The 13,671-nt window shown below is 45.7% G+C and carries 9 protein-coding genes and 1 pseudogene; 5 read left to right on the top strand and 5 right to left on the bottom strand.

The window, feature by feature from the left end; genetic code table 11:
• Positions 1 to 430 precede the first annotated feature (430 nt).
• From MJ769_RS13670 to MJ769_RS13655, 4 genes are all read right to left on the bottom strand, one after another.
• On the bottom strand, positions 431 to 1,135 hold the full coding sequence (locus MJ769_RS13670) for a PepSY-associated TM helix domain-containing protein (protein WP_239237695.1): 705 nt from the start codon (positions 1,133 to 1,135) through the stop codon (positions 431 to 433).
• A gap of 90 nt (positions 1,136 to 1,225) precedes the next feature.
• Positions 1,226 to 3,952 carry a TonB-dependent siderophore receptor gene (locus MJ769_RS13665; protein ID WP_239237694.1) on the bottom strand — a complete coding sequence of 909 codons (2,727 nt, stop codon included), beginning with the start codon at positions 3,950 to 3,952 and terminating at the stop codon, positions 1,226 to 1,228.
• 758 nt (positions 3,953 to 4,710) lie between these two features.
• Entirely contained in the window at positions 4,711 to 7,443 is a 2,733-nt protein-coding gene (locus MJ769_RS13660; protein WP_239237693.1) for a TonB-dependent siderophore receptor, read from the bottom strand.
• 666 nt (positions 7,444 to 8,109) lie between these two features.
• On the bottom strand, positions 8,110 to 8,532 hold the full coding sequence (locus MJ769_RS13655) for a DUF4399 domain-containing protein (protein ID WP_239237692.1): 423 nt from the start codon (positions 8,530 to 8,532) through the stop codon (positions 8,110 to 8,112).
• 519 nt (positions 8,533 to 9,051) lie between these two features.
• Here MJ769_RS13655 and MJ769_RS13650 point away from each other — a divergent pair.
• The 5 genes and pseudogenes from MJ769_RS13650 to MJ769_RS13630 all read left to right on the top strand — a co-directional run bounded on the left by MJ769_RS13650 (position 9,052) and on the right by MJ769_RS13630 (position 11,620).
• Entirely contained in the window at positions 9,052 to 9,255 is a 204-nt protein-coding gene (locus MJ769_RS13650) for a hypothetical protein (protein WP_239237691.1), read from the top strand.
• Between the two features lie 112 nt (positions 9,256 to 9,367).
• A pseudogene (locus MJ769_RS13645) lies at positions 9,368 to 9,472 on the top strand (IS30 family transposase); the annotation flags it as partial.
• A gap of 72 nt (positions 9,473 to 9,544) precedes the next feature.
• A complete protein-coding gene (locus MJ769_RS13640) occupies positions 9,545 to 10,351 on the top strand; it encodes a dienelactone hydrolase family protein (RefSeq protein WP_320412165.1) in 807 nt (268 codons plus the stop codon).
• A gap of 105 nt (positions 10,352 to 10,456) precedes the next feature.
• A complete protein-coding gene (locus MJ769_RS13635; RefSeq protein ID WP_239237690.1) occupies positions 10,457 to 11,008 on the top strand; it encodes an NADPH-dependent FMN reductase in 552 nt (183 codons plus the stop codon).
• A 66-nt stretch (positions 11,009 to 11,074) separates the two neighbouring features.
• Positions 11,075 to 11,620 (top strand): M48 metallopeptidase family protein, encoded by a 546-nt coding sequence (locus MJ769_RS13630; protein ID WP_239237689.1) that lies wholly within the window; start codon positions 11,075 to 11,077, stop codon positions 11,618 to 11,620.
• 513 nt (positions 11,621 to 12,133) lie between these two features.
• On the opposite strand, the gene MJ769_RS13625 is transcribed toward MJ769_RS13630, so the two are convergent.
• Positions 12,134 to 13,297, bottom strand: a complete 1,164-nt coding sequence (locus MJ769_RS13625) for an MFS transporter (RefSeq protein WP_239237688.1) — start codon at positions 13,295 to 13,297, stop codon at positions 12,134 to 12,136.
• Positions 13,298 to 13,671: the final 374 nt, after the last annotated feature.

Genomic DNA, 13,671 nt, shown 5'->3' with positions numbered 1-13,671 from the left:
TTGTATCAATTGCCTGATTAATATTTCTATATATTGCATTAAGTAAATAAAGCAACATACTTGAATCATAAAAAATATTAATTTTACTTGGAGAGGATTGACGAAACTGAGGAGCAAGTACGACGAGCGGTAGAACGGCCCCACTAACTGCCACGTGAGGTGGCTCTTTTAGTTATGACCAGATGCGTCCATATAGAGAAACAATCTATACCGGGCAGTTGAATGATGCTGCTCGGTAATAGCCTTTATGTCCTATGTGAATTTTTTTGCCCCACTGAATTTCTTCACAACCCCTGCCCCGCCTCCGTTCGCAGTAAGTATATCGAGATTTTATACAGTGGTGTCCATCGTTATACAAAAAACGTCAATCAATTTCCCGTTGAGTTCGCCAACCAGTTTTACAGCAGCAGACATCAACTTGCTTCATCACCTACACAAATGCCTGCATGACAAAACTGATCAACAGAACGAGCGACGTTAAGCCTATACCAAATCCGATCATGCGACGGCGATTTAGCTGCGTCCACAGTACAACGCCGGTTAATGACAGCAGGATAATGCTTCCAGCCAAAGTGTCTGCGAGAAGAATCCAAGGAATACCAGCGCCGTTACCTTTGTGCAGATTGGTCAATGTACCGAATACATTTTGGTCGCTACGCTTGACTGAAACGAAAGCGTTACCGACCCAATATTCCGCCTGTAGGTTGGCTTGAGGCGAGCTAAATGTAGCCGACCAGCGCGCAGGTTGCTTAAGTGTCTTATCACCCCATGCCACAGGTTTGGCCGGTTCACTACGTTCCTTTGAGGCAGGTCGATCGACCATCAATTCATTTTGCAACCAGCTTGCCATTGCTTTCGCATTGGCCGGTGCGGGAGTAGGCAGAGGGATTTGCAGATTCGTTTCTTGAGTTTTGACAGCCGGTATTTTCAACACTGTGCGGTGATTCAGTAATATCCCGGTTACGCCAAAGAGCAAACCTATGGCTGCCCCCCAGAGTCCGATCCAACCATGTGTCTTACGCAGCCATTTCAAGAAAACGGCACGCCGTGAACGGATGTCGCGGTCTTTGGAATCAGTCAGATGATTTTCAACGCCAGTTGCCAGACTGAGATTGTGAGGATTATTGAGTTGCACGACTGTCTCCATACGATCATTGAAGCAAATTTTTATAGTGCCCCGCCTGTTAGGCGGGGACAGACGCACGTGTTTTGCTACCTGAAAAAATTAGAAATTTGCAATGAGTGACACTCTTGCAGCAATGGGTGACCCTGGTGAGATATTGTTGTTATTGTGGGCAGAAGCAAAATAATGAGTATCAAACAGGTTTTCGATATTCAACTGAGCCCGCAAATTTTTATTAATCTTGGCATATACAGCTGCATCCACCCGAGCAAAGCCCGGCAAGCTAACGGTATTATCAGTTGAAGTGTACATAGCGCTACGATTTATAAGACCAAGCCCCACACCCCATATCGGGTCGATGTTATACCGATTCCACAGTGAAAATGTGTGTTTTGGAAGCTCCGCCAAGACCGCCCCTGCTTTGGCACTGGAAGATAGCGTGTTGGTAATTTCCCCGTCTTGATAGGTATACCCTCCTATGACACTCCAATCCTGTGTAATTTGGCCTGCCAAACCTAACTCAAAGCCCTTGTTACGTTGACCACCGCCTAAAAAAGACACATTTGCATTGTTCGGATCTGGAATAATCACATTGGTACGGTCCAGCTTAAACAGTGCAGTGGTCAAAGCCAAGTCAGGACGAATATCCCACTTGGCTCCAACTTCCACATTTTTGAATTTTTCCGGTTTGAGCGCCGCAGTTGTTACAGTTAGCGAAGTAAGTTGTTCACCAGCTCTAGGCACATATGACAAGCTATAGCTGGAATAAATTGAAACTGGCTCTATTGGTTTGTAAACCAATCCAACTCTTGGTGAGAAGAAATTATCATTAGAATTTATTTCTAGAGGGACCGCGCCGTTGTTCTTGCGAAAATCTACTTTGTACCTATCGTAGCGCACGCCGAGAATTGCTTGTAATTGAGGCATCAATGTGATCTGGTCTTGCACATAAAGCGATGTTTGTTTCATCACACTATGATTATCAGCATCTGAGGATCGTGTAGTGAATGTGATAGGATCTGTCGTGACCGGGTTACTTATGGGTACGTTAATCGCTGTGGTTCCATTGCTGAAAAATCCGGTTTTACGTAAATCATCTGTATCTTGACGGCCTATTTCGAGACCAGCCACCAAATCATGTTTCACCGACCCTGTGTTTAGAGAAAACAGAAGATCCGTCTGGTTGAAGAAATTATCTCGCTGAGTTGTATTGTTATAAGCACCAATCTCTACATTGGTTCCCTTTAGCGAGCTGTTAGCGTATACGTTCTGATAAAACTTGTCTTGAGCGGCATAACGTGTGCGGTTGCGAATCGTTACATCACTATTGAACTTATGCTCAATAAGGGCGTTGACTGCTTTTAGCTCTGAGTCAGCGTTGCTTCGATCGGGATCACCAAAAAATGTTGATCTCTTGGTATCGATAGGACGCCCATTTACGGAAGGTATACCTCGATCAGCTGTGCGCTCATCTTTGACATATTCCGCATTTAACACAACTTTGGTATCGTCAGTTGGCATAATCGTAACGGTAGGATTAATTCCATATCGTTTCAAATCTACGCCATCTCGAAAACTTCCCGAATTTTCATACATGGTATTGAGACGGAAAGCGGCGACATCATTTATGCCTTGGCCAACGTCCAGTGCCACGCGCTTGGTATCAAACGAGCCTGCTTGTACCGAAAGTTCGCGTATCTGATTCCAGCCCGCTTCTTTAACTACCCGGTTTATTACGCCCCCGGAGCCGCCTCGGCCAAAGATCATTCCATTGGGACCTTTCAACACCTCAACTCTTTCTATGTTGTAAAGGTCGCGATAGTACTGGACGTCATCCCGTATACCGGAAACAAAATAGTCTGCCGTAGATCGGTTGCCCCGGAACACCAATGCATCCCGGTTTCCTTCCCCTTGTGAAATCCCCATACCCGGTACATAGCGCACTGTATCCGCCATGCTCTGAACAGCCTGATCTTTAATTAAAGCCTGTGTCACAACAGATATAGATTGCGGTACATCACGTAGAAGCGTGTTTGTCTTGGTTGCAGTGCTACTTTTGGTTACAACATAACCAACTGCGTCATCTGGTTTGCTTGCGCTCACCTTTATTACTGGAAGGGTGGCCACGCTTTCTTTTACGTCATCGTTTGATTTCGGTGTAGTAGCCAGACGCTCTTTTACGTCATTGCTAAAATTAGGTGCGACAGCCAGTCTCTCTGTCATATCATTGCTTGAATTAGGTGTGACAGCCAAATTTTCTGATATGTCATTACCTAGATTAGGTGCGACAACCAAATTCTCTGCTATGTCACTAACTGGTTCAGGTGCGAAATCCATATTTTCTGTCATGTCATTGCTTGAATTAGGTATGACACCCTGATTCTCTGTTGCGTCATTGCTTGAATTACGTGTTCCTAATTTCTGCACAACATAAACATTACCCTTTTGTACCGCTTGAAGCTTGCCCCTTCTCAACAACCGATTTAGCCCATCTTGTATGGTGTAATCGCCGTTTACTCCCAGAGTCTCTTTACCTTTAAGATTTACATTGTCGAAAGAGAGTTCAATACCTTCTTGTTTTACAAAACGATCAAGTGCACCTTTAAGCGGACCGGGAGGGATTTTATATGCGTGTACGTCTGTACTCTCAACAGTGTTTGACTTCGCAACTGCGGCACCCGATAAAGTAACAGCGGCTAATCCAAAACAGAATAATGCGCCATTCATTGCGATGGCACGCTTACTTAGACGATGGCTACACCGAGTTTGAATGTCAGCATTGCTTTTCGGCAATACAGTAATGCATTTGAGGTTACGTATATAACTCATTGTTTATCCTAATAAAATAAAAAATAAAGTGCTTAATGCACTACTGACGGCGGGCAATTCGATGCCATGTGCTTAAAATTGATGCATCCAACGGTACACTTACATGGCGCATGCTGAGCGCTCTTCGCACCTATGCAAAACACAGTATCACTGTGAATGCTTAGTTCGAGCATGCATAATTTTCCACTTATCTATTCGGTACCGGTTAGTGAAGCTGTGTCTAGATTGCTCATACTTAAACTCAATCTAGATATACAAATGATAATAGTTTGTAATTCTATTCTTATATTGAATGGGATGCAAGATTTAGCCTTACGCTAGTTGAAATGAGTTTGATGGTGAATCGAATTTCAAACTAATGTCGTGCCTCGAAATAACGGTACTAATTATCGATTTTGATCTTTAAACCTTAGTGAAGTCAGTGCTATGCGTGTTGCTTTACCTGTTCGACTGAGTGTCGACGATGATCGGCGTCTACAGATTCTTTGCAAGCGTAAGCGAATCGACGCACGAAGCAGATGAGTGGCAGTATCGTGTAACTGGTTGCAATCGGTAAAATGACACACGCGCATGAATGGTGCCAAGCTATCAATGTGAAAGAATTGATGCTTTGCTGTGATAAGAAAACGCAAATTCAGGCGCTAGCAGCCTGTCACTCAAGTGCGGGCGGGGTAAGACGATGACCCAATATTACCAATCGCAACGGTGCTTCCGCCTATTCGGCGGGAGCGACGCACATTTTTTGCTGTCGGGAAAATCTAGAAATTAGCAATGAGAGACACTCTTGCAGCAATGGGTGATCCTGGTGAAATATTGCTGTTATTGTGTGCGGTAGCAAAATAATGAGTATCAAACAGGTTTTCAATATTCAATTGAGCCCGCAAATTTTTATTAAATTTGCCATATACAGCTGCATCCACCCTAGTATAGCCCGGCAATGTAACGGCATTGTCAGTCGAGGTGAACATGCTGCTGCGATTAATTACACCTAACCCAACACCCCACTGCGGAGTAAAGTCATATCGGTTCCACAAAGAAAAAGTGTGCTTGGGAACATTAGCCAAAGTTGCACCAGCCTCTCCATTTTCTGGTTGCCCGGTGACAATAATACCCTGCTGATAAGTATATCCCCCTGTAGTACTCCATCCCGATGTGATCCGTCCGCTTAAGCCCAATTCAATCCCTTTAGTACGTTGACCTTTGACGAGTAAAGTCCGTGCCGCATTAATTGGATCAGGAATTGCAACATTGGTACGATCCAGCTGATACGCTGCAGCAGTTAAAGCAAGTTTGGGGCGAATATCCCACTTGACACCCACTTCACGATTTGTAAATTTTTCCGGTTTCAACGCTGCGTTACTAAGCTCCAGTGAATCAAGTTGATCCCCTGCGCGTGGCACATACGACAAGCTATAGCTGGTGTAAATAGAAACAAGTTCGATCGGCTTATAAACCAACCCAACACGTGGCGAAACAAGATTGTTCGTGGTCCGGAGGTTAAGAGGACTGCCGTCAGCTTCAGCTCCGGGGCGAGTATTAGTTACATCCAATTCGAATCTGTCATAGCGCACACCGAAAATTCCTTGTAGCTGAGGAAGGAACTTGATCTGATCTTGCAGATAGATTCCTGCTACTTTCGCAATGCTATGGTTAGCCACTCCGCATTTATCCAGCCTAAAATCCACTGGAGCGGAAGTTCTTGGATTACTGATAAGAACGTTGACACTACTAGGCACTTGATCTTCTTCAGGATCATCCGCGTGGTCACAGACGGACGTATCGGTGTCACCATTAAAATAACCGGTTTTGCGTACATTATCTGTCTTTTGGTAACCTAGTTCGACACCCGCCAAAAGTTGATGTTCTATCGACCCGGTATTCAGCGTATACAGCATATCAGTCTGGTTGAAATAGCTATCTCGTTTAGATGATACGCTATATGCGGCAAGATCAACTGTTGTCGCATTGGGTGTATCGAATGCATAGACATTCTGATAAAACTTGTCATATTTTGCCAGGCGGGTACGGTTACGGACGGTGAGTCCATTGTCGAACCCATGTTCAATCAATGCGCTTAAACTTTTAACATCGGCAGTCGCGAAGCTGACGGAAGGATCGCCAAAGAATGTTGACCTTTTGGTATTGACAGGCCGACCGTCAAAGGAAGGGATACCTCGATCAGCTGTACGATCATCTTTAAATAACTCTCCACCCACAACAATTTTGGTTTTGTCCGAGGGCATAATCGTGAACGTAGGGCTGAAACCGTGGCGCTTCGAGGTCACCGCGTCGCGAAAGCTTCCAGAGTTCTCATACATGCCATTCACTCGGAAGGCAACCACATCATTAATACCTTGGCCTACGTCAAGTAGCACCCGCTTGGTATCGAATGATCCCACCTGAGTCGTGATTTCACGTGTCGGAATCCATCCAGCCTCTTTACTTACTCTGTTGATCACGCCGCCAGAGCTACCGCGACCAAAAATCATCCCACTGGGGCCCATGAGAACATCTACTCGCTCTATGTTGTAAAGGTCGCGAAAATACTGAACATCATCACGCACCCCATCAACGTAAAAGTCAGCAGTTGACCTGTTTCCGCGGAAAACAGGTGCATCCGCATTACCCTCTCCTTGCGACATAATCACACCGGGGACGTAGCGAACAACGTCAGCGATGCTTTTCATGGATTGATCTTTAATTGAATCCTGAGTCACGACAGATACAGATTGCGGAACATCACGCAGGAGAGTGTTTGTCTTAGTCGCAGAGGAACTTTTGGCTACAACATAACCATCTGTACCATCAGGTTTGTTTGCGCTTACCATTATTGCTGGAAGGATGGCCGCGCTTTCTGTTACTTCATTGCTTGATTTAGGTGCGACAGCCAGACTCTCTCTCATGTCATTGCTTGAATTAGGTGTGACAGCCAAATTTTCTGTTATGTCATTACCTAGGTTAGGTGCGACATCCAAATTCTCTTTTATGTCATTGCCCGGTTCAGGTGCGGCAGCCAAATTCTCTGTTATTTTATTGCTTGATTTAGGTGCGGCAACCACACTCTTGGCTACGTCATTGCTTGATTTACGTGTTCCTAACTTCTGCACAACATAAACATTACCCCTTTGTACCGCTTGAAGCTTGCCCCTTCTCAACAACCGATTTAGCCCATCTTGTATGGTGTAATCGCCGTTTATTCCCAGAGTATCTTTCCCTTTAATATTTACATTGTCGAAAGAGAGTTCAATGCCCTCTTGTTTTACAAAACGATCAAGTGCGCCTTTAAGCGGACCGGGAGGAATTTTATATGCGTGTACGGCAGGACTAGCATCAATGTTTGACTTCGCAACTGCGACACCCGATAAAGTAATAGTGGCTAGTCCAAAATAGAGTAATGCGCTATTCAATGCGATAACGAGCTTAGTTTGACGATGGCTACATCTTTGCTCCAAGGCAGTAGTGCATTTTAAGTTACGGGTATAACTCATCATCTCTCCAAGCTAAAATTAACATAAATTCGAAAAAAGCTATGTACTTAACGCGCTACAGGCGGGCAATTAGGCGCCACATACATAAAATTTGTTCATCCTTTGTGGTGCATATATGCATGATACTGTCGAGCACTTCGCCCCCATGCGAAACACGACATCACTGTGAATGCACAATTCGAGCAAGCATATTCCTGCTTGCGATACCAATTAGTGGCGCTACGCTGACCACTGCCCATGCTTTGAATCTAACTGATATTGCAAGTGATAATAGTTCGTTATTATGCTCTTAAGGTTAATGCGGCACAAGGCTTAGCTTTGTCCAATATGTAATTAATTTTAAGACGAATCTAATTCTCAACGAGACATGAATCTGGGTGGATGAAGTTTTGAATCGAGCCTGCGCGATAAACATTGGAGTAGCAAAAGCGCATAAAGAGAATTCTTGATGCTATCGAAACAAGAGGAAAACAGACAGCCAATATCAATTGTGACTGCAGGTTAATCTAACTAAAGACAGAATTAGATCATACAAGCGTAATTCATTATGAAAAAGAACAGCCAGCCCATTGCAATGGGCTGGCTGTATTGATCTCGATTGTTTCGAGAGACATATATAACGGTTCGTGTAGCAACAATTAACCCACCGTTCAATCGAGTAGGCTAGTGTTATTTTGCGGTCACAGTAATCGTTTGACGCATTTTTTCGCCATAAGAAACATGCGCGCCATTGGCAAATTGTAATGTTAATGTATGCTTACCTGGCGCTAATTTGATCATAGTTTCCGTTTGAGCTTTACCGAAATGGCGATACTCATCCTTTCCGGCAGGAACGGCTTCTCCAGCATTGACCTGCTTCGGCGCGTCTATCAGCAAATGATGATGCCCGACATTCTCTTCTACGACGCCAGCAGGTTTAACCTCCATGCCATTCACGCCCATCACAACTTTAACTTCCTGGCCGACTACGGCACCATCTTTTGGTTCAACAAAATAAACGCGTTGTTCCATCGTTTTTGCTGAAATGGATTTTGTTGCATAGTAATCGAATGCCAATACATTATTGGCAAAGCCAATTGATGCAATCAACATAAACGTGGGTAACGCTAGCTTTGATCTCAAAATATTTCCTCCTAAGTTAAAAGTATGTCTAACAACGTAATTTTATTCAGCAATATTGCGGCTTTATAAAATACTGTGGATATCATACCAAGTTTAATTTTTGAAAAAAACAACTAATTGAACTTAAGTTACCTTTAAATATTAAATTTACTTAAATTAATTTGTCGTCTCATGGCTACACTAACCGCTCATATTTATCCTAACCACTTGAAAATTTATCAGTAATTATTGTCGTCAAAAGGTGACAAATTAGGAATATCCATGGATATGAAAATTAATCAATTGGGTTTGAAGTATATAGAACACCACATTGACGGCAGACGCAATTTCAGACGGCGCGCTTAATAACCAACTGCAACACCTTGGATAGTTTAAGGTGTAGGGATCGAGAAATTAGAAAAGCATTACACGCAGTTGAATGCCGAAGAACGGGCGAGGATTATGTTGATGAGGCAATAGAGCAAAGGGGTGCGGGAAATCGGACGATTCTTGAACCGCTCCCCCGGCACCAATTCACGAGAGCTTGATCGTGACTTTGGGTCTGAATCGGGTTACGCTGCTTCATTGGCGAGCGACCAGGCACGCAGCCTGCGAATCAAACCCCGCAAGGAATTGAAGCTCATTGTTGGAGGCGCATTGTTTGGAGTTGTTGTAGGCCATCTCAAGGGCGCCTCTAAAAATTCAATTTTCTAGACAAGACAAGGCGCTAGTAAAAAATTTGAGCGCGGCATATAGTTGATATGTAAGTGATAATTTTTTTCGAGTAATGCAGTATTGTGACGAAAATTGGATTTTTAGAGGTGCCCTCAAGAAGCAATGGTCACCCGAACAAATTGCAGGCACACTCAAGGGCATGCATCCTGACAAACCTTCGGAACGCGTAAGCCACGAAACGATTTACCACACGCTCCATGCCATGCTGCCGGACGTGTTCCATTTTGAGGTTCGTTAAAAATCTGAACTAGCTAATATTTTGGAGAAAATGATGAGTAAATTTCTGTTGTTTGCGGGTCTGATGTTTGCAACTTCTGCGTCTTACGCTGCCGTGCAAGGCAAGGAAGTAACCTATAGCGCCAACGGCACCCTTCTAAAGGGGTATATCGCCTTCGACGATGCGATAAAGGGCAAGCGCCCAGGTATTCTGGTCGTGCACGAATGGTGGGGACACAACGAATATGCTCGCAAACGCGCTCGCATGTTGGCAGAGCGTGGCTACACCGCGTTGGCAGTTGATATGTATGGCGACGGTAAACAAGCGCATCACCCGGACGATGCGGGCAAGTTTGCAAGCGAAGTGGCAAAGAACACTAAACTCGCCAAGGCTCGATTCGATAGCGCATATAACCTGATCAGCAAAGATAAGACTGTGGATTCCAACCGCATCGCAGCCATCGGCTATTGTTTTGGTGGCTCGGTCGTATTGAACATGGCGCGTCTCGGCGAGCCACTTAAGGCCGTGATAAGTTTCCACGGTGGTCTGGGAACAGAATCTCCGGCAGAGGCAGGCAAGGTCAAGGCGCGAATCGCGTCCTTCACTGGTGAAGACGACCCGATGATACCCGCAACGCAGGTCGCCGCCTTCAGACAAGAGATGGATAAAGCCGGCGTGACTTACAAGGCGGTAACCTATCCCGGTGCCAAGCACAGCTTCACTAATCCGGACGCAGATAAATATGGTCAGAAATTTAAAATACCAGTAGCTTACAACGCTGCAGCAGACAAAGCTTCGTGGGGTGAAAGTATGACATTTCTAGCCGATGCGTTTCATGTTGGAGATATGACTAAGTGAAACTGAGAAAACCAACAATCGCGCCGAAGAATTCAAGACATGGAGTTGTACTGATGTAGTCGAAACGTTTTAAGTTTTTCTATAAATATTTAAAAGGAGATCTTCATGAGCCAATATCAAATAGCCGTTATCGTTGGCAGCCTTCGCAAGGATTCATTCAACCGCAAGCTAGCTCACGCAATTACAAAATTGGCGCCCTCGGAATTCTCATTCAAAGAAGTGCAAATTGGCGATTTGCCACTTTACAATCAAGACGATGACGCTAACCAGGCAGAATCCGTCAAGCGTCTGAAAAGCGAGATTCTAGCGGCGCAGGGTCTACTGTTTGTTACACCCGAATATAATCGCTCTATTCCTGGCGTGCTAAAAAACGTAATCGACCACGCCTCGCGGCCCTACGGGCAAAGTGCTTGGGCTGGTAAGCCCACCGGTATTTTGGGCGCTTCTCCCGGGGCTCATGGCACGGCCATGGCGCAACAGCATTTGCGCAATGTTCTCTCACACCTAAACGCACCGACGCTTGGTCAACCCGAAGCATTCGTTCAGGTAAAGGATGGATTGTTTGACGAAGTCGGTGACATCGGATCAGCCAGCAAACAATTCTTCCAGAATTGGATGGATCATTATGTCGCGTGGGTCAAAAAACACGCTGCCTGATGCAGTTAAAAAGTCAGGCACATAATCGCTTAGCCCTTTCCATCTGCCACGTTGTGACATGCCGCTATGCACGCGAAACCTTCGCCTAGTTACCTATCTGGCTACCCTCTAGCACTGGCAGAGCAAGTGCAGCAGCTTATCGAACAAGATCTGCTGACCAACATGTTGATGAAGAAATATCCGCATGCGCACGCGGTACGCTCTGACAAAGCGCTTTATGACTATATGCTGGAAGTCAAAGGCCAGTATCTGCGTAACGCCGGGCAGCTGAGCAAGGTAGCATTCGACGGCAAACTGCATGTCATCCAGCACGCACTAGGCACGCACACCAGCATCTCGCGCATACAGGGCACAAAACTTAGGGCCAAGCGTGAGATTCGCATCGCAGAATTGTTCAAGGAAATGCCGCTCGAATTTTTGCGCATGATCGTTGTCCACGAACTTGCACACATCAAGGAACGTGAGCACAACAAAGCTTTCTATCAACTGTGTCGGCATATGGAGCCTGACTATCACCAGTTGGAATTTGACTTGAGGGCTTACCTCACCTATCTCGACGCAACTGGCCAGCCACTTTGGTCGGCTACCCGTGTCAACGCAGTCTCGCCTTGAATGGGCGATAAGGCCGCGAAGCTCGCTACAATGCCGAGCGGTTATAGAAGTCAATCAATTTATCTGTGCATATCTTCACCGTTTTGATCTGCACTATAAGTTGCAAGAATTTGCGAGCGGCTTTGCGCGTAACGTTGTGCAAAATAATTAAGTGAGTAATGCACCAGCCTGTTGCCGCCCTGTCCTGTCACGCGAAAGCGTAAAGCCTATTGACCGCAGCTTTGACCACTACACGCCAGCTGCACGGTATCAAGACGTACTCCATTTTGTGATCAAATAATGCCCACATTCAACCTGCAAGTGCACCACTAGCTAGCCTAAACACCTTATAGGAAATTTTGAAATTTAAACATTTTCTAGGCCGTTGTTGAGTTGTTTTTCAATACAATTAATTTCAGCTACAGAGACATAGTTGAACTTAGTGCCTTTAGGCAAATTGCGTCTAATCAGAGCATCGATACGGTGATGCACTTGATTTTTGAGTGTGAGCCAGGCAAAACGTGACCTTAGCCGTCAATACTTCCTGATCAGTGCCAGCAATGCAATGATGCAAAAGCCAGCGCCTGCATAGAAAGTGAACGAAGCGCCCAACTGATCCCAGAGCAGTCCAGCCACGACGCTGGCGATCAGCAATGCGACTCCACTGACCAAGTTGAATAAACCAAACGCTGTACCACGCAGGTCAGCCGGAGCAGTATCGGCGACCATCGTGGCCAGCAGGCCTTGCGTCATGCCCATGTGAATGCCCCACAATGCCACGCCCACGAGCACCGTTATCCAATGGTCATTGCTAACTAACACCAGATCGGCAGCAATCAATACAACCAGGCCCCAAGCCAGAAGTTTTGTGTGGCTCATGCGGTCAGACAATTTTCCGAACGGGTAGGCTGAAATTGCATAGATCAGATTCATCGCGACCATCACCAACGGCACCAAAGCTAGGGGGATGCCACCTTGTTGTGCGCGCAGGACTAGAAATGCCTCGCTGAACCGTGCCAGTGCAAACACCGCCCCTACACCGACCACCCACCAATACGACGCATTGAGCCGCTTGATGTTTTCACGGCGTATGGGATTGATCTTCTTTTCGCCATGATGTCGCTCAGGTTCGCGCACACCAAACATGAGTACAGCCACAGCCAGCAAACCTGGGATAACAGCGACCCAGAATACTGCTCTGAAATCGTTGGACCAAAGCAGCATCAGACCGACTGCCAACAAAGGTCCGAGAAATGCACCCACCGTATCCAGCGATTGTCGTAGGCCGAATGCCGCTCCACGAATTTCGGCGGGGCAAATGTCAGCGACCAGGGCATCACGAGGCGCGCCACGGATACCTTTGCCCACCCGATCCAACAAACGGGCTGTCAGTACGATGCCCATGGTCGGTGCCATGGCAAATAGCGGTTTGGTCAGCGCACCCAGGGCGTAGCCGAACAAGGCCAATCCCTTGCGCTTGCCAAGATAATCACTCAGGGCGCCCGAAAACACCTTGACGATGAGTGCGGTCGCCTCGGCCATGCCCTCAATCAGGCCGACCGTGAGGGCACTAGCGCCTAATACCCCAACCATAAAAAGTGGTAACAGGCTATGAATCATCTCCGAAGAAATGTCCATCAGCATGCTGACAAATCCGAGTGCCCATACTCCGGTGGGAATTTTGCTAAGCACAGTCATTTTTTTTGTCATAACTGAATCGAAATTGCGTTTGTTATCTTGCAAAAGTCCAAAATCTCAAAAACCGAGCCCGATAGGTTGGGCTGAATGAAATGAAGCCCAACATCTCACCACTAACCGTAACCATCTATATCATCACTCGTTTCCTTATCCCAATTCGATGCTGCCATTCCTCGTTCAATAGTTCCATACAATGTTGAATGCGGCTTACCACCAAAGCGCCATTCAACCAAATTAACTGTGCGGTATGCGCCTCCCTTTGCATCTGCTTGTCGGTAACGCAAGTATTTATCCGCTTCCTATGATGTTGAATTTTATTTCATAAACCTAACATACAAAATATTTATATATATTATTTTCATATAGTTATATAT

It is taken from the genome of Candidatus Nitrotoga sp. BS (assembly GCF_927797785.1).
Taxonomy (GTDB): Bacteria; Pseudomonadota; Gammaproteobacteria; order Burkholderiales; family Gallionellaceae; genus Nitrotoga.
Note: the sequence above shows the minus strand (reverse complement) of the source record. Positions and strands in the feature narration are given on the sequence as shown.

Coding starts and splice junctions, on each gene's coding strand:
- MJ769_RS13655 (WP_239237692.1), bottom strand. CDS start 8,532: ATGTTGATTGCATCAATTGGCTTTGCCAATAATGTATTGGCATTCGAT.
- MJ769_RS13660 (WP_239237693.1), bottom strand. CDS start 7,443: ATGATGAGTTATACCCGTAACTTAAAATGCACTACTGCCTTGGAGCAA.
- MJ769_RS13630 (WP_239237689.1), top strand. CDS start 11,075: ATGCACGCGAAACCTTCGCCTAGTTACCTATCTGGCTACCCTCTAGCA.
- MJ769_RS13640 (WP_320412165.1), top strand. CDS start 9,545: ATGATGAGTAAATTTCTGTTGTTTGCGGGTCTGATGTTTGCAACTTCT.
- MJ769_RS13635 (WP_239237690.1), top strand. CDS start 10,457: ATGAGCCAATATCAAATAGCCGTTATCGTTGGCAGCCTTCGCAAGGAT.
- MJ769_RS13625 (WP_239237688.1), bottom strand. CDS start 13,297: ATGACTGTGCTTAGCAAAATTCCCACCGGAGTATGGGCACTCGGATTT.
- MJ769_RS13665 (WP_239237694.1), bottom strand. CDS start 3,952: ATGAGTTATATACGTAACCTCAAATGCATTACTGTATTGCCGAAAAGC.